Here is a 23,111-nt window from a genome sequence, read left to right on the forward strand (position 1 = left end):
GAACGCCTGAGCAAAGGTGGTGTGATGCATGACTGGGGCGCGATCGTGGCGATCGACGGCGCACAAATCAATAGCATGCTCGAGCAGCAGTTCCTGGCCGCATTCGATGACCAGCGTTTCATCCTGCCCGTCGAAGATAGCTTTGCCCTGGATGAAAGCCAGACCGAATTCCTCACCCTCTCCAATGTGGTGCTCGGGCCGCCGCGCCTTTCTTTCGAAGGCGCTTCCATGGCCAATGCCAATGCCAAGGTAACGCTGCCCATCCTCACCGGCAGTGTCGTCTCCAGCCTGCACTACACCGGCCGCCCGCCGCGTCTGAACTACAGCATGAACCTACATGAGCACATGGGTTATCAGCTGAGCATGACCGTCACGTTGCAAGTTCAAATGACCGACGTCAGCAGCCAGGGCCGCTTGACGCTCAATCTGGCGGAGAGCGGGGTGGCAAGCTGTAACCTTGGGTTGACCGGCCCGGCAGCTTTGCTCATAGGTGGGCGCATCAAAAGTAAAATCCTGGAACAATCCTCGTACCGGCGGAATACGGTAGCCGCTACGCTGGACTTCAGTGACTTCGGGCCTTTGTGCCCTGTGGGCTTTACCCTGCGTACCCAGGCACATCCCGAAGGCCAGTCGAAGGATTCGCCACATGCTGGAGAGGGGGCGGTGGTGCTGTTTTGCAGGCTCAAGGTCGGCGCCCAGGATGGCACCTTGCCGGCCAACCCGGCTACGTTCCCCTACCTGATTCCAGATGATACCCGCGTAGATGGCGTGCGGAAGTTCAATACCACGGTGGTATTGAACCAGGACCTCAAAGGCTTGTTCACCAAGTACCAGCCAGGCATGCTGGGTCAATTGCGCATGCCCAACGCCCAGGAAGTGGGCGTTCTGGAGGAGTACGACCCTCTGGACCGGGTGCTGTTCGGCAGCATCGATCCAACCGCGGGGACCTTCAATGTCGAGCCACTGCGCTCGCAGATGCAGGCTGGCCAGCAGCGCCAGTTTGAATTGAATGGGGGCACGACTGCCTTCGACGCCGCCGAACAGTCGTGGGGGGCCGAATTGATGCAGTTCTCCACGGGTTCCAAGGATATTACCCAAAGCGGGAGCTATACCTCGCAGCCCAAAAACTTCCGCCAGGCGCAGCAGGTGGTGGTGGTTTCCAACCGCTTCCAGACACCACAGGGCGAGCAAGTGCGCAACGCCCTGATCGTCGAGTCGGTCAAGGCCCTGGAGCTATCACCGCGGGTTGCCACCTGGTCGGAGGGCGAGCGGGCTATCACGCTTTCGAGTTCCGACAGTTCGGCAACCATTGACATTGCGCAGGGTGAACCCGAGCTCGGTAAGCTGACGCGGCTGGGAGGGGGGGTGGTGATGTTCGAGCCGTACACCCCTGAAGCGCCTATCCCGGAAGTACTGATGCAGCACATCGTCGCGAGTACCAGCAGTGATAAGAGTGCCGAAGCCGTGGTAGTCATCTTTGCCTACCCAGCCACACTTACGCTCGAGCCCAATTATGTATCCGAAATCGATGCCGCAGTACCCATCCAGTTCGCGCTGGCCAAACAGCGCGTTACTTTGAAAGATGGTCAGTCCCTCAGTCTGCCTGACCCGGCTACGACTACCCGGTGGGCAGTTTTCGGTGACGGCAGCATTGACCAGAATGGGCTGTACACCCCGCCGGCCACGAGTTCATCAGTTGCAGCTGTGGTCATGGCGGAAGTCAACGGAGAGCCCACCGGTTATGCCGTGATCGAACTGGCCGAGAAATCGACGACTCCGCCGGTCTGGCGCAGCTTGAAGCGTTTCGAGTTGCAGGTGCGTGGCACCCACGAATGCCTTGCCAACGGCATGCAACAGGTGGAAGTGCTGGTCTCCATCGAGACCGAGAAAGTGGGCGACCTGGCGATTCCGTTGAGCCCGACCGAGATGGCGACGCTGAAGTTCTATTACGACGAAAGCAAACTGCAACTGCCGTTCGTGGAGGCGGGTGACGATGGGGTCGAGCCTGGGCCAGATGTTGCGGAGTGGTATGTCAACCTGGCTCGCAACCCGTTCAAGCCCCGGGGAACCCCGACCGTGCTCAGTGAGGTGAAAGAGGATGATGCGACCAAGCACAAGCGGTTCTACTTCCAGAGCACCACGCCCGGAAACCCGAAAATCTTTGCCAAGTTCACCAAGGACGGCGGCGGTGAATTTGACTCGCGCGACAAGCAGGGCACACTCATGTTGCAGAGCCTCACTGTCCCGCACTTTCCCGTGTCGGAATACAGCATCACGCCTGAGCGGATGTTCCACAATCCGCCTCCTCCAATCGGTAGTGAAGACCTATTCAGCTTCAGCGACGAAACGATCGATTACTGGACCTTGTCGTGTACCCACCTGGGGGTTCCGGTGCTGTTCCTCATCTGCAAGCTGAGTGCGGCATCTGCTGTTCGCTGGGAAAGCGAGCAAGTCAAGGAAACCTACTTCAGCTACCTGTCATATGCCTTCAATCCCCCGGGCGAACCTGTACCGACGCAACTGACGATCGACGGCTGCCTGTTGGCGATGGCTGAGGAACTGAAGTACGAAGGGCTGAAAGCCGACTTTATCGATAATCGGGTACCTGGCAAAGGCGAGCTGATGATCTGCCTGCATCGCGTACCCGACATGCCGTACTGGCACGACAAGATGGCCAAGGGCAGCGTCCAGAAAATGTACCGTGCCGTGTTGGATCGAGGCCTCGAAGCCCAGCTGTACGATCAAGAGGGCAACCTTCATAGGTTGCGGGTCAACTTCCCGGGGCGGACCGTGCTGGATAGCCGCAATGCACTGGTACTCAACATAGGCGCCAAGCAAGAGGGTAATCAACCATGAGCAATAAAAACTGGTTGCATTCCAATGCCTTCAATTTCATGAGTTTCGTGCAGAACAGTGTCGATCCCCGTACCGGTCAGTACACCTTGGGTATCGCCTTTCCGGAGTTGGTGGGCAACCAGCTCATGGGCCCATCGCTGCCACTGCGCCTGGGGTTCAACCCGACGAGCAGTCAAGATGCGGGCTTTGGTCATGGCTGGAGTTTGAACCTTACGCAATTCACGCCCGCCAGCGGCATGCTCGAAATGCACACCGGGGAGCGTTACAAGATCACCGGATCTGACCTCGGCGACGGCACAGGGCTAGGCATCGACGAGCGCACGCTGGAAAGCTTCCACATGCATGAAGACACGCCGGGTGCCCGTTGGCGGGTGGTGCACAAATCCGGTCTGGTGGAATTTCTGGAGCTGCAGGGCAGCGGTGACAATACCGTTGCACTACCGGTACGCGTCGAAGGCCCGCTGGGGCACTGGATCACCTTGGCGTACAACGATAGTTACAATGGTACACCCTGCCTGACCAGCATCGAAGATGGCGGCGGGATCAAGCTGCTTGCCTTGTCTTACAGCAGTGGAGAGGTGCTGCTTGACCTGCATCCAGAGGCAGGTGACCAGGGCAGGCCGTCGGCACGTTATACGCTGGGCCTGAGTGTCGAAGGCACACCGGCACTGCGCTTGCTCGTATCGGTGCAACTGCCCTTTGACCAGAATGATCCGAACGCGAACAAGGGCAGTTGGCGCCTGCAATACCAACACATCGCTTACGAGCGCGACCGCAACCTTGCGGTGTTGAGCAAGGTGGACAACCCAGTAGGCGGCAGCGAGACCATCGAATACGAGTACGGTGACAGGATTGGTCATCGCTTCCCGGGGGATGTGCATCCAGCGTTGCCAAGGGTGAAGCGTCATCTCGCCGAGCCTGGTGCTGGGCAGCCCGCCATGTTGACCACCTACGCGTACTCGGACAACAACTTCCTGGGGCGAGGGGCTGCTGGCGTCAGTTGGGTCGACAATGGCCTTGACAACCTCTACAAGTTCACGGGTTCGGACTTCGAGTATCACACGCAGGTTACTCACTACCTGCACGCCGACAAGCCGGAAAACGCACCCGAGCAGGTTGTGAAAACCGTTGTTCAGTACTACAACCGCTTTCACCTCATGACCCGCCAAGTCAACGCGCAGAACGAGCACGTGCACGAAGTGGTCACGAAGTATCACGAGACGCCCGGCTTGCCCTTCAGCCAGCAGGCGAAGTTCTTCCAGATGCCCGACACTGTGACGCGGCGCTGGAAGAAAGGCAGCGAAACTTGGCCACGGGAAGAAACGGACAAGACACTCTACGACGATTACGGCAACCTGCTCGAAGAAGCGCTGGCCAACGGTGTGTGCACCCGGTACGCGTTTTACCCCAAGGAGGGCGAGGGTGCCGACTGCCCGCCGGATCCGCAGGAATTTGTGCGCAGCCTGCGCGACACGACGGTGATACCCGGCCCTGGCGAGCAGGGGCAACCGGTGGCGCCAATCCTCTGCACTCGCCTCACTTATGGGCGCCTGCCAGCCAAGGTGGGCGCCCTTGACAGGGCGGGTGCGCTAGTGGTGAAGAATGAGACCTTGCTGAAACTTGCCAGTGGCAGCGACCCGATCGGCCAGCCCTATAGTGCGACGGACTACCTGTACTACGGTACCCATCGTGCCGCTATGCAATACGGCCGTGTCCGATCTCAGGTCACCACACTCGACAACAAACCGACCAAGATTTCCTACCTCTATGAGATGTCGAACGCGATCGGTGCCAATGTGTTGCAAACGGTGCAGACCCATACTGGTTTTGACCACAAGACGGAGCAGGAATACGGTAGCCCGCATCATGCCGAAAAGGTGATAACCCTGCGTCAGGATGTGTTGAATAATCTGCCGCTGCTCAACCGTGACGACAATGAGGTAGAGATTGAGTACCGCTACGATCCGCCACGTCGGGTGATCGAGGAGATTGTTTCGCCCAACGACCCCGAGTTCAAGGCTTCGCGCCGTTATACTTACAGCCTGGTTACCCTGGCCGGCCAGCAAGCTGATCAGACCAGCGAGGATGTCAAAGGCGTGGTCACCCGGACCTGGATAGATGGCCTGAACCGCGCCGTGGCGCAGGAACGTCAGGATGCGGACAACCCCGATGGTTTGCGTGCCAAGGCATTCCGTGCCAGTTACAAGATGACCCATGACGGCTTCGGCAACCTTGTCGAGGAAACCGAATACGACTGGCTCGACTATGAACCCCAAAAGGTCGATGCCCAGGCTGCGCAACGGGCTGGCAAGCCGGTGGAAGCGACGGCGGCGGAAACCGCTTACGCCACGCGTTACCTGTACGATGATTGGGGCCAGCAGTATTGCCAGATCGGCCCGGACAACGTCAGGCATTTCGAGCAGATCGACCCGCAGGGCAGTGCGCAGTGGCAGAACGGCCCAGTGCAAATCAACTGGAGCGAAACGGAGGATGGCGAACTGCGTGACGCCAGTACGGGTGACCTGCTGGAGCCTGGCGGAGTAGGCCGAACCGGCAAGACTGTCAGCTGGCTCAACCTGTTCGAAAAGCCCGTAAAAGTGGAGCGTTTCACTCTCGATGGGCCGAGCCAGCCCGGCACATCCTACAGTGTGCAGGAAAACCACTACGATGGGCTGGGGCGCTTGACGCAAGAGATAGACCCTCGCAAGGCCAGCAAACACTTTGCCTACGACCTGTTTGACCGGCTGGTGGACGAAACCCTTGCAGACGGGAGCAGGGTGCACCGCGACTATGCCTCGCACAGCGGTGAAGACTTGCCGGTGCTTATCAAGGTAGGCGACAAGGTGCTTGGTGAACAAGTGTTCGATGGCCTGGGCCGCATGGTTGTGTCGATTACCGGTGGGCGCAAGCGGCAGATGTTCTACCTGCCGGGTCAGCGCCAACCGAACAGGGTGATTACGCCAGCCGGTGAGATCATTCACTACGCGTACAACCTTCAATTGAACGAGCAGCCTGTCACTCGCAAGGTCGTCAACACGAAGTCCCAGGTTGCTGCGCAGAATTTCGAGGCCACTTATGTATACGACGCCAAGAATGCGCGCCTCAGCACCGCCGAGGAGGCAGGGGATCGGATTAGGCGCACTTACTTCAGCACCGGAGCGATCAAGTCGGAAGTGCGTAACGATCACGTCATGCATTACCAGGCCAGCCTGCGTGAACGTGCACTGACGTACACCGATGTGCTCGGCCAGGTTCAGCACTATTCCTACAACGCTGCGGGCCAGCTGGAGCTGACGACGTTAGGGGAGTTAACGGCCCGTTTCACCTATGACACCCTTGGCCGACAGCTCAAGATTGATACGCGTGAAGGGGAGCAGTTCCTGACAACGGAGCTGCGCTACGACGCGTTTGATCGGGAAGTGTTGCGCACGTTCACGATGAATACCGCAGGGCAGAGCCTGGCGCAGGAATATGATGTACGGGATGCGTTGACTTCGCGAACGTTGCAGGAGGGTGAGCGTGTACTGCGTAAGGAGGCATATGCCTACGATGATCGCGGTCGGCTGGAAGAATATACCAGCGACGGTGAACTTTCACCCGTTGATCCATTTGGCAAGGTAATCCATGAACAGTATTTTCGTTTCGACGATATAGATAATATCACCCGGGTTTTTACGGTATTCCCCGGTGGCAGCAACATGGCGACATACGGATTCGAAAATGCCCTTGATCCGGCGCAGTTAACCAGTATTGACAATGATCACCCTGATTACTCGAGTGGTAATGTGACGCTTAAGTATGACGGCAACGGATGCTTGATCACGGATGAGGCAGGGCGTGAGTTGAATTATGATGGTTTGAACCGTTTGGTGGCAGTGACCGTACCTGCAAGCGGTGATGTGCCCGAGCAAACGAGCCGCTACGGCTATGACCCTGTGGACCGTTTGGCCAGTCAAGAAACTTCAAACGGGTGATGCAAAAATGAATGAGAAAGCCCGTGCTTGCACGGGCTTTTTTATGCCTGTCAAGACTGAGTTTTTTCGAATACCTGATAAAAATGCCAGTTGTGATGCATCGTGATTGAGTACAGGCTTCAATCAGGACCGAGGCTCCGGGATGCTGATGCCAATCAGGTGCTTGAGCCGCTGATCTGTACCTGTGCCGATTAACGGGAGATCTTGCAATGAATGATTTAGCTGGCAAACGACCTGCAGTGAAAAAGGGTCAGCCGAAACTGCGCCCGATTCGTATTCATCATGCTCAGCCACAAGCGATGGTCGCTCCGAGCGTAGACGCAACATTGATTGCAGACCCTGCCGATAATACGGTCAAGGTCGAATACCTGGAAGATGATAGCAAGGTATTCCAGATTACCATTCCTGCCTGGAATCCAATGGCGCCGCCTGGCTACTATGACTCGCTGACAGTTATACATGTGCCAACCGACAGGCCGGTTCTGGAGCAGCAGTTCGATCGCGATGATGCTGGTATGTTTCCGCTCCCGGTCATATTTGATCGCGCGCAGCTGGAGGGGTGGGTAGATGGCGATAACAGTTTTGAGTACAGGTTATTGAAATACAATAATGCTAGTGATACGTCAGATAGGCTGACACTCAGATTTGACCGAGAGCCTCCTTACGATAAAGCCACGCCTGTCGCATTTCCGTCCATTGCCGATATTACTGAGGCGAATATAGCTACAGCAAAATTATCATTACCCGATTATCCAGACTGGGCCGGCGGCGACAAGGTGTTCTGGTTCTGGCTCGACGAAGTACCGGCTGAAGGTGAAGTTGTTGACCCTGATGGCTTCGCCGACGTGGGTACATTGCCACAGGATATCGCCGTGCCTGTCGACACCATCCGAGCGCTGGGGGACGGCGGTGTATACGCGTTCTACGTACTGATGGACAAGGCGGGTAATATCAGCCGGCTTTCGGCCCCACGGGCGGTGGGGGTGGCCATAGGCCCATTGCCTGGCAATTTGCAAGACCCTCTAGTGGCCGCAGCTGATGATGGCGTGATCGACCAGCAGGATGTGTTTGACGGCGTCGTCGTGCAAGTGCGGGCCTTCGATAACGCCAAGTCGACCGACCAGGTGCGGGTGATTTGGGGCAACGATGAGTCCGAGTGGCGTGAGGTGGGCAGCATCAACGCATTTCCGATGGACTTTCGGATGGCACCGAAAGTTGTTTGGGACAGCTACGGTGCCAGCAGCACGGGTGAGGTTCCCGTGACGGTGGCTTACGAAGTGCGCAGGGGTACCGTGCCGCAAGGGGGGCGGGACATCGAGGTCATGGTCAATCTCGAGCGAATTGGCCCGATCAACCCTATTGATCCTGATCCGGACTGGCCGGATCCGGTAAACCCGCGGCTGCCGCTTCCTACTGTTTACGGCAAGGTGTCCGGCGCGGAGAACGAATTGCTTCCTGCTGATGAGTTTGAAGATGCGCGCTTGATTCTGGATATTCATATGTCGTTGAAGGAGTTGGACGAACTCAGTTTCTACTGGGGCGACACCCATCTCGACACATTGGACTATCCATTGGAAAGCGGTGATATCGGTGCACAACTGGAGCTCCAGGTGCCATGGGCGGCCATCGCAGCGAGTGGCAACGGTATCGTTCCGGTCCACTACAAGGTCACGCGACCGGGCAACCCGAACGTTGTATGGTCCGATAGCACCGAGGTGGATGTGACTGCCATCGACATCCATCCGGAAAAACCAGAGTTCTTGGGCGGCAATACCCAACCCCCTGTAGGCTGGCTGACCTGCGATGCGCTTTGGGATCCAAGTGACCCGTCTGTCCCTGCAATCCGTGTTCAGGTGCCGGATCTGGCGCAATACGGGCTCAAAGTGGGTGACAAGGTGACGATGAAATGGACTGCCGTTCAAGGGCTTGATGGCGATGTACCGGTAGCTGGCGTGGATTTAGAAGAAGAAATTGTACTCTCAACAACCAACATCAATGGTTTCGTTTGGCGTGTTCAGCCTTATGCAGATCATATTCTGCCGATTTATCACGCCGCACCTCCCGATCGCGATGGGCGAGGAAGGGTGCACTATGAGTTTGAGTTCGGAGGTCGCACCTATGTATCGGACCTCGAAGAGCGTGTTGTTTCAATGCACGACGCTAACGGCTCTTGCCCAGTGGGCCCCTGAGGGTTTGAGGAAAGGCCGTCCATTCGGCATTTGTCGGCTTTTCCTACATATCTTGAAGGTATTTCTTTGTAGTTTTGTGAGCCTTCGACCCATACGTCGTTTTCGCATTTCTTACAGGCAAGCCTTTCTTATGACGTCCATTCATATTTTCGGTCTTAATGTTGTAACACGCAGTCTCAGAGCACCCTTGTTGCTGCTCTGGACGGCGCCGGTTTGGGCGCAAACCATTGTCGATGGTGAATTGAACATTGATGCTTCGACCGCGTCTGACAGTTACCTGGTCAATTCGGGGGGGCAACTGAATGCCACGGGCGCCACCACCCAGGGCATCAGGGCAAACGCAGGCAGTGGTTTGAACTTACAAGGCACTACGGTTGAGGGGGGGGCGTCGGAAGGCGTAGCGCTGGTTGCGGCGAACGGGATTATCAGCGGCAATAGTTCCATACGCGCCGATCTGTTCGGTTTACGCCTTGTTCGCCAAGGCGGTGTGGGCTCGACGGTGACGGTCAGTGACAGCCATGTCGAAGGGGGGCGTGGGGGCGCGTCGCTGAGTGCCGGCTCTACACTGGTGCTGGAAAACAGCTCGCTGGTCAGCAATGGCAACTCGGGGGCGGTGCAAATGTTCGGTGACGCCAGCCTGACTGCCAGCGGCAGCACCATCAGTGGGGCACGCACCGGTCTGGAGATTCTGGCCGACCCAGATTTTGCCGATGCGGCCGAGGTAAGCCTGGTCGGATCTCATGTCGAAGGCCTGGACGGTTCGGCAATCGTCGTGGGCGATGCCTTCCTGGGGCCAGCGAGCGCCAATATCCTGGTCGGCGCGGGGTCGACCCTCAAGGGCAGTAACGGTACCCTGCTGGAGGTGCTGGGCGATTCCACGGCGAACCTGAGTGTCGACAACGCCCAACTGGTAGGTGACATTCGTGCTGAAGCAGGCTCGACCGCGAACGTGAGCCTGGATAACCATGCCAGCCTGACCGGTCGCCTGGAAAATGTGGCCAGCCTGACGCTCGCCAACCAAGGCCGCTGGACCATGGTCGAGGACAGTCAGGTCGGCCAACTGCAGATGAACGGCGGTGAGGTGCGCTTTGGCGAAGCCAACCAGTACCAACGTTTGACCCTGGGAGAGTTGTCGGGGAGCGGCACCTTCATCATGGATGCCGATTTCGCCACCGGGCAGACCGATTTTCTTGAAGTAGCCGGGAATGCCAGCGGCAACCATAGCTTGCTGGTTGGTAGCAGTGGTGCCGAGCCGACCGCGCCGAATTCGTTGCACCTGGTTCACGTCGAGAGTGGCGATGCTTCGTTTTCGTTGCTCAACGGGCCGGTCGACTTGGGCGCGTTTTCCTATGCCTTGGCGCAGCGCGGCAACGATTGGTTCCTAGACGGCTCCAGCAAAGTCATCAGCCCTAGCACCGCTTCGGTGCTGGCGCTGTTCAACACTGCTCCGACGGTCTGGTACGGTGAGCTGACCAGCTTGCGTGGGCGCATGGGCGAATTGCGCCTGGACGAGCGCAAGGCTGGGGCCTGGGCCAGAGCCTACGGCAATCAGTACAACGTTAGCGACCAAGCAGGTTACAAGCAGACGCAACAAGGGTTTTCTCTAGGGGCCGATACGCCGTTGCCTTGGGGCGATGGGCAGTGGTTGGCTGGGGTCATGGCCGGGCACAGTTCGTCCGACCTCAACCTGACCCGTGGCGGTTCTGCCGAAGTCAAAAGCTACTACCTCGGCCTGTATGCCACGTGGCTCGATGCAAGCAGTGGCTACTACTTCGATAGCGTGGTCAAACTCAACCGCTTCGACAACGATTCGAAGGTAACGTTGAGTGATGGCGAGCGTGCCAAGGGCAGCTATGACAACCTGGGCGTTGGTGGGTCTGTGGAGTTTGGCCGCCATATCGCCTTGGGTGATGGTTACTTCGTCGAGCCTTATACCCAGTGGTCGGCAGTGAACATCGCGGGCAAGGATTACCACCTGGACAACGGTCTGAAGGCACAGGGTGACGATACCCGGTCGCTGCTGGGCAAGGCCGGTGCCACGCTGGGACGCACCTTCGACCTGGGGGAGGGGCGTTTTGCCCAGCCCTATGTGCGCGCCGCGTATGCACATGAGTTCGTGAGCAATAACCAGGTAAAGGTCAATGACCACCGTTTCGACAATGACCTGGCCGGTTCGCGAGGTGAACTGGGGGTCGGGATTGCGGTGGCGTTGGACGAGCGCCTGCAGATGCATGCTGATTTCGATTACAGCAACGGTGAGCAAATCGAGCAGCCGTGGGGTGCAAATATCGGTGTGAGTTATCGCTGGTAATGTTGGCCAAGGGCGAGCGAAAGCTCGCCCTTGCCGTTTTCGGTCTTGGAGGAAGGCATCATGCCAATGGATTCAATACGCAATTACGATGTCCTAGACCCTCCGTCGGCACCGGCGGCGCTGGACGACATCACAGATGGCGCGCCGGGATTATTACCAGTTGCAGATCTCAGCAGGCCCTTGCGTATCGAGGTACCGCAGTGGCCGATTTCCAGTCCTAGCCCGGATAGGCCGGAAACACTCTCCCTGTACTGGGATGGCGAATTCGTTGATGAAAAGACCTGGTATGCGGCCATCGATCCCAATGAGCTGTTTATCGATGTGCCGGTCGACTCATTGCTTAAAGAGGGCGAATTCAAGGTTACTTACCGCGTTCTGGGCTATAACGGCGTGGAAACCGGCTCCAAGCCCTTGACCTTGACCATCGATCGCACCGCTCCGGTTCTGGGCGGTGACAGAGGGCGCCTGGAGTTTCCAGAGCTGGGCTCGCTGCCGTTGACTGACGAATTTCTCAAGAAGCATGGTGAAGTGTTGCGCGGGCAGGTGCCGGACTACCAAGTGTTCATGCCCGGCGATACGATCGTGTACTACTGGGATGATCAGCCACTGGACAACACCCAGGTAGGTGAACTCACTTTGACCAGTGCGAATGCTGGCACGCCCGTGATCATCGAATATGACGGCCAGATGATCCGGGCGCGCGGTGATGGCGTCCGCTATGGGCAGTATCTGGTGCGTGACCGTGCAGGAAACGAAAGCCAGGTGGCGGTCCCCAAGGCCGTTATCGTCGATGCCAAGCCGGTGCCACGGGTACTTCCTTGGCCAGAGGTGCCGCTGGCGACTGGCAATCAGGAGCTGGTGACCCTGATGCTGATCGACATTCATGAGCCTCTGGAAATACGTATACCTGAACCGGCAGTCATCTATCCGGGCGAGCCGTTCACGGTGGAGTGGGCGCTTGGGATGTTCGGCGAGCAGTTGTTGCCGGGTGTGGAGGGTGTGCGCAGCTATCGAGTTGCCGAGCGTAATGTGGTTGCCCTGAGTGGCAAGACAGTCCCGCTGCGTTACGCAGTAGACGGGAGCGACGGCCAATGGTGGTCGGATGTCAGGCGGGTCGCGATAGCACCGCTTCCGCGCTCCAGCATGCCTATTCCACAGCTATCGGGTACGACAGGTACGACATTCAGTTTGAAGCAGCAGACGCGGGATCCGGCAATTACCCTGGCGCCCTGGAAGCTGATCAGTGTGGATCAGTGGGTCCGCATCGAGATTCGCGGGGTGTCCAGCGAAGGCGCCAGTAATCTGCCAGTCATGCACAATCATGCGGTCACCGAGAGTGAATTGGAGTCAGGGATCGGTGCAACAGGTGATTTAACGGTGCCGCTTACGTTCCTGGGTAGTTTGTTGCTGGGGCAGAACTTCACGGTCGAGGTGAAGGTCAGTTTCGACGCCGGCCGTACCTGGCCGGCGTTGCCGAATTTCGAGCCGCTGGAGATCACTTTGCTGGCTTGAGTGCCAGAGGCTGCTGCATGACGGCGGTAGAGGCGCCATAGTCGTTGATGGTATTGAAGGTCACCTGTAGCCCCTGCACCTTGCGGACTTGCGTCAGGCGGTAGAACTGTTGGGCGAACGGAAGTGCCATGGCCATGGCGCTGGGCTTTTCCGACTCCCCGGCACCACTGACTTCCAGTTGGTCGAAAGTGAAGTGAAAGGGCGTCGGGTTGTCGACCACCAGATACAGGCTGTCATCTCGTTTCTGCAGGAACCAGCTCAGATGCTTGATGTTATCCTTCGGCAAGCCCTTGAGTTGGCTGGGCCGATAGAACAGCTTGATGCGTGTGCGCATGGCAATGTTCAGGTGGTTCTGGCCGGATGTTTCCTCCTGCGGGATTTCCTGGACATTGAAGAAGAACAGCGACTCACGGTCTTGCGGCAGGTCGTTGGGCAGCCGGTTGATCTGCACAAGCTGCTCTTTGCCAGGGGGCAGGCGGAACAGCACGGGGGTGGGGGCCAAAGGTACGGCCGTGAGTGTATCGTCTGCCTGGGTGTTGACCCACGTCTGCACGGCAAAAAGCCTGTTGGTCGGGTTGGCAACCACTACCGATGAACTGTGAGCGTCGCTGGCGTGAATTACCCGAGTGGCGTTGATGGTCAGCGCGGCTTCGGCAACTGGCAGTGAAAGGGCCAGGCACAAAGGGAGCAGGGCGCGTCGAAGGCGTTGGTATCCGAAGTTAGGCATGATCTGCACAGGGCGTTGTGAAGTAGGGGCCGCGCCGTATTCGGCGCGGCCTGGGGCTTATTTCAGGTCGAACACGAAAGGAACCGTGGCGTTAACTGGCCCGGGGCTGACAGTGGCTGCGGTCGAGCGCAGGTTGGCAGAAAACAGCATCGTGCTTTCGCCAGTGTCGTTCAGGTCATATTCCTTGGATTCGGCCCCCCAAGGGATGAGGGTGCCGGTGTTGTCCTTGATTGCCAGCGCTACGCCAGCGGCGCTGCCAGTGTGCAGTGCATGCAGGGTATCGCCTGCGCCTGCTGGGCCGTCTTTGCCAGAGAAGGACACGACACCTTTCTTGCCTGTTGTGTCGCAATTGGTTCCGGCCGTGATGCTCAGGCCAAAGGCCAGAGGGGCCGAATCTTTGCCAGCGGCACCCGAGAGCTGAGACGCATCTGCCTCGGGCAGCACGATTGGGTTCAGGACCGCACCGTTGTAAGGGTCGACAATCTCGATGGAGCAGGTGTTGCCGTTGACTTTGCCGGTGAAGAGGATGGTGCCGGTGTCCGGCAAGGCATGGGCGGTACTGGCGGCCGCGGCCAGGCCGAGGGCGATCAAGGTTTTTTTCATTGGTAATACCCGATGGTCAGTTGAAGAGCGCGATCATCGTTACGGATGACGGGCTCATTTTCTGCCCTGGACAGCGCTGCTCAGCTGTCACAGAGACGCGTGCAGATTAGGCTCGGCGGCACTGAGCGTCTGTAAGGCGAATCCATTTCAATACGGGAGATTACGATTGGTTGCTGCGTAAATCGCGCCCGAAAATCAGGCGCGACCGTCGAGGGGGTCAGTGGTTGGCAGAGTCGCCTGGCAACGAGAGAAGTTGCTTCTCCTGATGCCAGTCGAAAGGCTCGTCGTTTTGATCCGCCTCGTAGCGGCGCTCTTCGAGGCGCTGGTACAGGTCGAGCTCCTCGTCAGGCATGTAATGCAGGCAGTCTCCACCGAAGAACCACAGCAGGTCGCGGGGCACCAGGTGGGCGATTTGCGGGTAGCGCTGAATCACCTGACAGATCAGGTCCTGGCCCAGATATTGGCTTTCCAGTGGATTCTGCGGCAGCAGGGTCCGCAGCTCGTCAAAGCGTTCGAGGAACAGGGCGTGGCTTTCCTCTGGGACCTGCTCAGCTTCCCCCAGCGCCACCAGAATGGTACGCAGGTGGTTGAGCAGTTGCAGGTGATATTCCAAGTGTGGGTTGGCCATGGGGCGGTCCTCGGGGTGGTCGAAACGGGGGCGGAGTATACGCGGGTTACAGAAGGGGCCGCAAAACGGCCCCTTGCTCAGCGTACCTTGCCTGGTTCAGGCAGTAACTGCGCCTTGTCGAAGGCATCCACATCGATCACTACGCGGCGGGCGTGCTCTGCTTCGTGCAATCGTTGCCTGTCACCAGGCTGCAGCGCACCGCTTTCCACTGCCGCATCGATTATCGACTGCCCGGGTGCAGGCTGAATCCTGCCCTCCTTGATAGCCTGGTGTAGCGCCTTGTACAGCGGGGCAGTCTCATCCAGCAAGTCGGCGGCCCGCTGCAGTGCCGCCACTGGGTCGCCATCGGCCTGCGGGCGGAAGCAGCCTGCAAGCAGTTCCTCCAGGGCCGGATCGCCCTTGCTGCGGCCAATCAGCGCCGCCACTTCGGCATCCAACTCATCGCTCGGCCCGGTATGACGGCGGCCGAAGGGGAACACCAGCACCCGTAGCGCGCAGCCGACAAAACGGTTGGGGAAGTTGTCGAGCAGGCGGTCCAGGGCTTTTTCCGCCTGGCCCAGGCTCTCTTCCAGGGCCCAGCGCAGCAAGGGCTGCATGTGCTCCGGCGAGCCCAGGTCGTGATAGCGCTTGAGCGCGGCGCTGGACAGGTAGAGGTAGCTCAGCACGTCACCCAAACGGGCACTCAGGCGTTCGCGACGCTTGAGGGCGCCACCCAGCAGCATCATCGACAGGTCGGCCAGCAGGGCGAAGGCGGCGGCCTGGCGGTTGAGGGCGCGGAAGTAACCTTGGCTCAAAGCATCCCCTGGCACTGGCTCGAAACGCCCAAGCCCCAGGTTGAACACCAACGTGCTGGCCGCGTTGCCGGCGGCGAACATGATGTGTTTCATCAGCAGGTCGTCGAATGCCTTGAGTGCCTGATCACGGTCCTCTCGGCCGGCCAGGGCCATTTCCTTGAGCACGAACGGATGGCAGCGGATGGCACCCTGGCCGAAGATCATCAGGTTGCGCGAAAGGATGTTGGCGCCTTCGACCGTGATGAAGATCGGTGCCCCTTGCCAGTTGCGGCCCAGGTAGTTGTTCGGGCCCATGATGATGGCCTTGCCGCCGTGCACATCCATGGCGTGTTGGATGCATTCGCGGCCGCGCTCGGTCAGGTGGTACTTGAGGATTGCCGACAGCACCGAAGGTTTTTCGCCCAGGTCGACGGCCTTGGCGGTCAGCAGGCGCGCGCTGTCCATCAGCCAGGCGTTGCCGCCGATGCGCGCCAGCGATTCCTGGATACCTTCGAAGGCGGCCAGCGGCACGTTGAACTGCTCGCGGATGTTGGCGTACTGGCCGGTGACCAGGCTGGTGTACTTGGCAGCGCCGGTGCCGACCGCCGGCAGGGAGATCGAACGGCCCACCGACAGGCAGTTCATCAGCATCATCCAGCCCTTGCCGAGCATGGCCTGGCCGCCGATCAGGAAGTCCAGTGGCACGAATACGTCCTTGCCGCTGTTGGGGCCGTTCATGAAGGCGGCGCCCAGCGGTAGGTGGCGCCTGCCGATGTCAACGCCGGGCGTGTCGGTGGGGATCAGTACCAGACTAATGCCCAGTTCTTCCTTTTCACCCAGCAGGTGATCCGGGTCGTAGGCCTTGAACGCCAGGCCAAGCAGGGTGGCGACAGGGCCGAGGGTGATGTAGCGCTTTTCCCAGTTCAGGCGCAGGCCGATGACTTCTTCACCGTTCCATTGGCCCTTGCAGACCACCCCAGTGTCGGGCATGGCGCCGGCGTCGGAGCCGGCCAGCGGGCCGGTGAGGGCGAAACAGGGGATTTCCTCGCCACGCGCCAGCCGTGGCAGGTAGTGGTTGCGTTGCTCGTCGGTGCCGTAATGCAGCAGCAGTTCGGCCGGGCCGAGGGAATTGGGCACCATCACAGTGGACGCGAGGTCGCCACTGCGGGTGGCCAGCTTCATCGCCACCTGGGAGTGAGCGTAAGCCGAGAAACCTTTGCCGCCGTATTCCTTGGGGATGATCAGGGCGAAGAAACCGTTCTGTTTGATGTGCGCCCAGGCTGCAGGTGGTAGGTCGAGGTCCTGGCCGATCTGCCAGTCGCTGACCATGGCGCATAGCGCTTCAGTGGGGCCGTCGATGAAGGCCTGTTCTTCTTCGGTCAGTTTCGGTGCCGGGTAGGCCAGCAAGGTACGCCAGTCGGGGCGGCCGCTGAACAGTTCGCCATCCCACCACACCGTGCCGGCATCGATCGCTTCGCGCTCGGTTTGCGACATGGGCGGCAGAGTACGCTGGAACCAGCTGAATACCGGCCCGGTGAACACTTTGCGGCGCCAGTTTGGGAGCGCAACCAGGGCGATCTTCAAGGCCAGTACCACCCAGATCAAGGCCAGCAACCAACCGGGGGCGCTGCTGAAAATGCCCATCAGCAGCACATAGGCCGCCATGATGCCCAGTATCTGCAGGGGCGCCAGGCGCCGATGCGTGAGGTACGCCGCGCCGATGACCAGCACTACCAACCACAACAGCAACATAATCGGTCCTCCTTGGAACCAAGGGCTTGAGCCGTCCCAGACAGCTTAGACGCAACGCTGTGAACGGCCTGTTCAGAACAGTGACAGGGCTTGGCGGCGGGAGTTTCAGTGGATTGTCCACCTGCACCGGCCTCTTCGCGGGCAAGCCCGCTCCCACAGGATCACCACAATCTTCAAGCCACCGGTATTCCTGTGGGAGCGGGCTTGCCCGCGAAGAGGCCGGTACAGGCGGTGAAGGTCTGGAGTAGACTGCATCACCTGTGCATTCATAAGGACGTTGCCATGCTGAAGATCTGGGGCCGCAAGAATTCGAGCAATGTGCGCAAGGCGCTGTGGATCGCCCACGAGCTGGGCCTGGACTTCGAGTCCATCGACGCCGGTGGCGCCTTCGGTGTGGTCAACGAGCCGCACTACCGCGCGCGCAATCCGAACGGCCTGGTGCCGATGCTCGAAGACGGCGACCTGACCCTGTGGGAGTCCAACACCATCGTCCGCTACCTGTGCGCCGAGTACGGCGCCGAGCAGGGCTGGTACCTCGAAGACCCACGGCAGCGTGCCCTGGCCGACAAGTGGATGGACTGGACCACCTCGTCCTTCGCCGCACCGTTCCGCCCGCTGTTCTGGGGCCTTTTGCGCACGCCGGAAGACCAGCGCGACTGGGTGGCGATCAACGCCGCGCACAAACAGTGCGCGCAGTTGCTGGCCATCGCCGACGAAACCTTGGCCAAGCAGCCTTACCTGTCCGGTGACCAGATCGGCATGGGCGACATCCCACTGGGTAGCTTTATCTACGCCTGGTTCGAAATGCCCATCGAGCGCCCGGCCATGTACCATCTGCAAGCCTGGTATGAGCGCCTGAAACAGCGCCCGGCCTACCAGGCCGCAGTGATGACCGCGCTCACCTGACCCTGCTTCGATAGTCATTATCAATAGATGTGACTGTACTTGTGCGGCCTGGCCTTGCACCATGGCCGCACTCACTGCGCCAGTGACTTTACCTGGCGTGTCCTGCACCTTTTTCTTCGGTAAGTGACCCGCTATGAGTTCCGCCCTGTCCATCCGACAGCTGACCAAGACCTACGGCAATGGCTTTCAGGCCCTCAAAGGCATCGACCTCGATGTTGCCGAAGGCGATTTTTTCGCCTTGCTCGGCCCCAACGGCGCTGGCAAGTCCACCACCATCGGCATTCTCTCCACCCTGGTGAACAAGACCAGTGGCACGGTGAATGTGTTTGGCCACGACCTGGACCGCGAGCCCTCGGCGCTCAAGCGTTGCCTGGGCGTGGTGCCGCAAGAGTTCAACTTCAACCAGTTCGAGAAAACCTTCGACATCGTCGTGACCCAGGCCGGCTACTACGGTATCCCGCCCAAGCTGGCCAAGGAACGCGCCGAGCAGTACCTGACCCAGTTGGGCCTGTGGGACAAGCGTGATGTGCAGTCGCGTTCGTTGTCCGGTGGCATGAAACGCCGCCTGATGATTGCCCGCGCGCTGATCCACGAGCCGCGCCTGCTGATCCTCGATGAGCCCACCGCTGGTGTGGACATCGAGCTGCGTCGCTCGATGTGGAGCTTTCTCACCGAGCTGAACCAGAAAGGCATCACGATCATTCTGACCACGCACTATCTAGAAGAAGCTGAGCAGCTGTGCCGTAACATCGGCATCATCGACCACGGCACCATCGTCGAGAACACCAGCATGCGCCAGTTGCTGGGCAAGCTGCATGTGGAAACCTTCGTGCTCGATCTGAAGCAGGACCTGGCCAGCGCACCTGTGCTGCAAGGCTACCCGAGCCGGTTGCTGACCCCGCATACCCTGGAAGTGCAGGTGGACAAGGACATCGGTATCACCGCGCTGTTCGGCCAACTGGCGCTGCAGAACATCGAGGTGCAGAGCCTGCGCAACAAGACCAACCGACTCGAGGAGCTGTTCGTGTCCCTGGTGGAAAAAAACTTGTCGAAGGTGGCCGTATGAGTGTGGAACTGCGCACCAACTGGGTCGCCTTGAACACCATCGTCTACCGCGAGGTGCGGCGCTTCCTGCGTATCTGGCCGCAAACGTTGCTGCCGCCAGCGATCACCATGGTGCTGTACTTCGTCATCTTCGGTAACCTGATCGGCCGGCAGATCGGCGATATGGGTGGCTTCACCTACATGCAGTACATCGTGCCAGGGCTGATCATGATGTCGGTGATCACCAACTCCTACGGTAACGTGGTGTCGAGCTTCTTCGGCAGCAAGTTTCAGCGCTCGATCGAAGAGCTGATGGTGTCGCCGGTATCGCCGCACACCATTCTCGTCGGCTATGTACTGGGTGGCGTGCTGCGCGGACTGGCGGTTGGGGTGATCGTGACCATTTTGTCGATGTTCTTCACCGACCTGCAGGTGCATCATCTGGGCGTGACAGTGATCGTGGTGCTGCTCACTGCCACCATCTTCTCGCTGCTGGGCTTCGTCAACGCGGTGTTCGCACGCAATTTCGACGATATCTCGATCATCCCGACCTTTGTGCTGACGCCGCTGACCTACCTCGGTGGGGTGTTCTACTCGATCAACCTGCTGCCGCCATTCTGGCAGACCGTGTCGTTGGCCAACCCGGTGCTGCACATGGTCAACTCGTTCCGCTACGGCATCCTAGGGGTGTCGGATATCAGCATTGGCACGGCGATCACCTTCATGCTGGTGGCCACCGCGGTGCTCTACCTGCTGTGCGTGCGCCTGCTGGTCAGCGGCCGCGGCATGCGGGCATGAGCCCTGTTTCGCACACCTGAGCTTGCGCCGGCGCCACTGCCGGCCAATCCACCAGCGCCAGTACAACAGAGTGGTGAAGTAGGCGACGATGCCCAACACCACCCCGCACACCACCGAACCCAGCAGAAACGGCTGCCATACCGTGGCCAGCTGGTCGGTGATCCACTCGAAGGTCAGTTCATCGGGCAGGCTGCGTGGCGGCAGCTGCATCAGCCAGGCGCCGGTCATATAGGTGACGAAGAACACCGGCGGCATGGTCAGCGGGTTGGTCAGCCACACCAGGCTGATGGCGATCGGCAGGTTGCCGCGCACCGGAATGGCCAGCGCGGCGGCCAGTAGCATCTGCGCGGGCATCGGGATCAGCGCCGCGAACAGGCCAACACCCATGGCCCGTGCCACCGAATGGCGATTCAGGTGCCAGAGGTTCGGGTCGTGCAGCAACTTGCCGAAAAAGCGTAAGGACTTGTGTTCCCGAATGCTGGTCGGGTCCGGCATGTAGCGTTTGAAAAGTCGGCGCGGCATGTAGGCTCCCGGAGCGTTGATCCGGGCAGTATGCCCTTAATCCTGCTCAGCCTCGTTTAGAGTTTGTGACAATTGTTGAGCAAGCTCTGCCGGCAATTGGGCTATGCCTCAGAAGGTGATTCGCCTTCTGGAGCTCTACCTCATGCGCACAGGGATGTTTGCGCTCGCGCTCGGGCTGTTGTGCCTGGGCTTTCTCCCCGTATTGCCATCGGTCGGATGGTTGATAACGCTGGCTGCCTGCGCTGTCGCCAGCCTGTTTACCCGGGGTTGGCCGTTGGGTTGTTTTCTCTTGGGCTTTTGTTGGGCTTGCTGGTCTGCGCAGCAAGCCCTTGATGATCGCCTGGCTGCTGGCCTGGATGGCCGTACCTTGTGGCTGGAGGGGCGAGTGGTTGGCTTGCCTGGCCGAACGGCACAAGGTGTGCGTTTCGAATTGGAAGCGGCACGCTCGCGGCGGGCCGAACTGCCGCAGCGCCTGCAATTGAGCTGGTTCGATGGGCCGCCGCTGCGGGCAGGCGAGCAATGGCGGCTGGCCGTGACCTTGCAGCGCCCGGCCGGGCTGCTCAATCCGCATGGGCCGGACCGCGAGGCGTATTTGCTGGCGCGGCGGATAGGTGCCACGGGTACGGTCAAGGCTGGGCAGATGCTGGCACCGGTCACCGGTGGTTGGCGCGATGCGCTGCGTCAGCGCCTGCTGGCGGTCGAGGCCAATGGCCGAGAGCAAGCGTTGGTGGCGCTGGTGCTTGGCGATGGAGCGGGCTTGGCACGCGAAGACTGGCAGGCATTGCAAGCCACCGGCACGGTGCACCTGCTGGTTATTTCCGGCCAGCACATCGGCCTGGTCGCCGGTTTGCTGTATGGCCTGGTCGCCGGGTTGGCACGTTGGGGGCTATGGCCGGCCCGGTTGCCGTGGTTACCCTGGGCCTGCGGTTTGGCCATGGCGGCAGCGCTGGCCTACGGCTGGCTTGCCGGTGCAGGCGTGCCGGTTCAACGCGCCTGCCTGATGTTGGCCGTGGTGCTGTTGTGGCGCCTGCGCTTTCGCCACCTTGGTGCAATGCTGCCGTTGTTGCTGGCGCTGGTCATGGTGCTGTTGGTCGAGCCGCTGGCGGCGCTGTTGCCGGGGTTCTGGCTATCGTTTGCCGCCGTGGCCACGCTCATTTATTGCTTCAGTGCCCGATTGGGCGGTTGGCGGCCCTGGCAGGCTTGGACGCGGGCGCAATGGGTCGTTGCTATCGGTTTGCTACCGGTACTGCTGGTTACAGGCTTGCCGGTTAGTCTGAGTGCGCCGTTGGTCAACCTTGTGGCGGTGCCGTGGATAAGCCTGGCGGTGTTGCCGTTGGCGCTGCTGGGTGCATTGTTGCTGCCGCTGGGCGGAGTAGGGGAGGCGCTGTTGTGGCTGGCGGGTGGCTTGCTGGATGGGCTGTTCCGGCTGCTGGCGCTGGTGGCGCAGCAGCGCCCGGCATGGGTGTCGCCGGCTTTGCCCTGGTGGGCGTGGTTGTTGGTGTGTTTGGGTGCTCTGTTGGTTTTACTGCCCCGTGGTGTGCCGCTGCGCGGGTTGGGAGGGGTGATGCTGCTGGCCTTGTGGGTGCCCAGGGAGCCAGTGCCATTCGGGCAGGTCGAGGTCTGGCAATTGGACGTTGGCCAGGGGCTGGCGGTGCTGCTGCGTACCCGGCATCACAACTTGCTGTATGACGCCGGGCCGGCCATGGGCGAAAGTGACCTGGGGGCGCGAGTGGTGCTGCCGACGTTGCACAAGCTGGGCGTGGCCAGCCTTGATCTGATGGTCATCAGCCATGCGCATGCCGACCATGCCGGCGGGGCAGGGGCCATTCAGCGTGGTTTGCCGGTCGGGCGGATAGTCGGAGGGGAAGCACTGGAGGGCGTTGAGCTGGAGCCTTGCGTCAGTGGTGAACTGTGGGAATGGGACGGCGTGCGCTTTTCGCTGTGGCGTTGGGCTGATGGGCAGAGCAGCAACGATCGGTCTTGCGTGCTGCTGGTCGAGGCCCAGGGTGAGCGACTGTTGTTGGCCGGTGATATGGAGGCCGGCGCCGAACGGGCCTGGCTGGCGGCTAACGAGGCTCGGCGTGTCGACTGGTTGCAAGCACCGCACCATGGCAGCCGCAGTTCGTCCACTGAAGTGTTTGTTCGTGCAATCGCACCGCGTGGGGTATTGGTTTCGCGTGGGCGCAACAACAGTTTCGGGCACCCGCATGCGCAGGTCGTGGAGCGGTATCGGCGGCATGGGGTGGTGATGCATGACACGGCGGTGGAGGGGGCGTTGCGGTTGGTGTTGGGGCGGCATGGGGAGGTGGAAGGGGTGAGGGGACAGCGACGGTTTTGGCGGGTTCGGGGGAATTGAGGTGTGGGCTTGCAGGTGTTTGCCGTTACAGGTGTGGCGCCTATGAGACCGAGCGCCGCCCGCGCGGCGCATCGCGAGCGAAGCTCGCTCCTACATTTGTTTCGGGCCAATTATTCCTGTGGCAAGGGCGCGCGGCCCTTTGGCGCATGGCTCGATATCG

14 protein-coding genes are annotated in these 23,111 nt (G+C 60.0%); 9 read left to right on the forward strand and 5 right to left on the reverse strand.

Annotation, left to right across the window (positions count from 1 at the left end; all coding sequences use genetic code 11):
* Positions 1-24 precede the first annotated feature (24 nt).
* From ACNFBR_RS28155 to ACNFBR_RS28175, 5 genes are all read left to right on the forward strand, one after another.
* Positions 25-2,856, forward strand: coding sequence for a hypothetical protein (locus ACNFBR_RS28155; RefSeq protein ID WP_416737764.1), 2,832 nt, complete (start codon positions 25-27; stop codon positions 2,854-2,856).
* Positions 2,853-6,830 (forward strand): RHS repeat domain-containing protein, encoded by a 3,978-nt coding sequence (locus ACNFBR_RS28160; protein WP_416737765.1) that lies wholly within the window; start codon positions 2,853-2,855, stop codon positions 6,828-6,830. Before ACNFBR_RS28155 ends, ACNFBR_RS28160 begins: the two co-directional genes overlap by 4 nt.
* Positions 6,831-7,039: 209 nt before the next feature.
* A complete protein-coding gene (locus ACNFBR_RS28165) occupies positions 7,040-9,019 on the forward strand; it encodes a hypothetical protein (RefSeq protein ID WP_416737766.1) in 1,980 nt (659 codons plus the stop codon).
* A 130-nt stretch (positions 9,020-9,149) separates the two neighbouring features.
* Positions 9,150-11,330, forward strand: coding sequence for an autotransporter outer membrane beta-barrel domain-containing protein (locus tag ACNFBR_RS28170; RefSeq protein ID WP_416737767.1), 2,181 nt, complete (start codon positions 9,150-9,152; stop codon positions 11,328-11,330).
* 60 nt (positions 11,331-11,390) lie between these two features.
* Complete coding sequence (locus tag ACNFBR_RS28175) at positions 11,391-12,842, forward strand: hypothetical protein (RefSeq protein ID WP_416737768.1); 1,452 nt, start codon at positions 11,391-11,393, stop codon at positions 12,840-12,842.
* Here ACNFBR_RS28175 and ACNFBR_RS28180 read toward each other — a convergent pair.
* The 4 genes from ACNFBR_RS28180 to ACNFBR_RS28195 form a co-directional block, all read right to left on the reverse strand.
* Positions 12,826-13,569 (reverse strand): molecular chaperone, encoded by a 744-nt coding sequence (locus tag ACNFBR_RS28180; protein WP_416737769.1) that lies wholly within the window; start codon positions 13,567-13,569, stop codon positions 12,826-12,828. The two genes, ACNFBR_RS28175 and ACNFBR_RS28180, sit on opposite strands and share 17 nt — an antisense overlap.
* Before the next feature lie 57 nt (positions 13,570-13,626).
* On the reverse strand, positions 13,627-14,172 hold the full coding sequence (locus ACNFBR_RS28185) for a fimbrial protein (RefSeq protein WP_416737770.1): 546 nt from the start codon (positions 14,170-14,172) through the stop codon (positions 13,627-13,629).
* A 217-nt stretch (positions 14,173-14,389) separates the two neighbouring features.
* Positions 14,390-14,800 (reverse strand): PA2817 family protein, encoded by a 411-nt coding sequence (locus ACNFBR_RS28190; RefSeq protein ID WP_416737771.1) that lies wholly within the window; start codon positions 14,798-14,800, stop codon positions 14,390-14,392.
* A 77-nt stretch (positions 14,801-14,877) separates the two neighbouring features.
* Positions 14,878-17,325, reverse strand: a complete 2,448-nt coding sequence (locus tag ACNFBR_RS28195) for an acyl-CoA dehydrogenase (protein WP_416737772.1) — start codon at positions 17,323-17,325, stop codon at positions 14,878-14,880.
* Positions 17,326-17,607: 282 nt separating this feature from the next.
* Between ACNFBR_RS28195 and ACNFBR_RS28200 the strand changes: the two genes are divergently transcribed.
* The 3 genes from ACNFBR_RS28200 to ACNFBR_RS28210 all read left to right on the forward strand — a co-directional run bounded on the left by ACNFBR_RS28200 (position 17,608) and on the right by ACNFBR_RS28210 (position 20,073).
* Entirely contained in the window at positions 17,608-18,231 is a 624-nt protein-coding gene (locus tag ACNFBR_RS28200; protein ID WP_416737773.1) for a glutathione S-transferase, read from the forward strand.
* Between the two features lie 133 nt (positions 18,232-18,364).
* Complete coding sequence (locus ACNFBR_RS28205) at positions 18,365-19,297, forward strand: ABC transporter ATP-binding protein (protein ID WP_012271144.1); 933 nt, start codon at positions 18,365-18,367, stop codon at positions 19,295-19,297.
* Positions 19,294-20,073, forward strand: coding sequence for an ABC transporter permease (locus tag ACNFBR_RS28210; RefSeq protein ID WP_012271145.1), 780 nt, complete (start codon positions 19,294-19,296; stop codon positions 20,071-20,073). Before ACNFBR_RS28205 ends, ACNFBR_RS28210 begins: the two co-directional genes overlap by 4 nt.
* Here the strand turns inward: ACNFBR_RS28210 and ACNFBR_RS28215 are convergent.
* Complete coding sequence (locus ACNFBR_RS28215; RefSeq protein WP_416737774.1) at positions 19,957-20,595, reverse strand: DUF2062 domain-containing protein; 639 nt, start codon at positions 20,593-20,595, stop codon at positions 19,957-19,959. The genes ACNFBR_RS28210 and ACNFBR_RS28215 overlap by 117 nt on opposite strands.
* A 142-nt stretch (positions 20,596-20,737) precedes the next feature.
* Here ACNFBR_RS28215 and ACNFBR_RS28220 point away from each other — a divergent pair, with 142 nt between their 5' ends.
* Positions 20,738-22,951, forward strand: a complete 2,214-nt coding sequence (locus tag ACNFBR_RS28220) for a DNA internalization-related competence protein ComEC/Rec2 (RefSeq protein WP_416737775.1) — start codon at positions 20,738-20,740, stop codon at positions 22,949-22,951.
* Positions 22,952-23,111 lie beyond the last annotated feature (160 nt).

Origin of the sequence: Pseudomonas sp. NY11955, assembly GCF_048068035.1 — a bacterium.
Taxonomy (GTDB): domain Bacteria; phylum Pseudomonadota; class Gammaproteobacteria; order Pseudomonadales; family Pseudomonadaceae; genus Aquipseudomonas.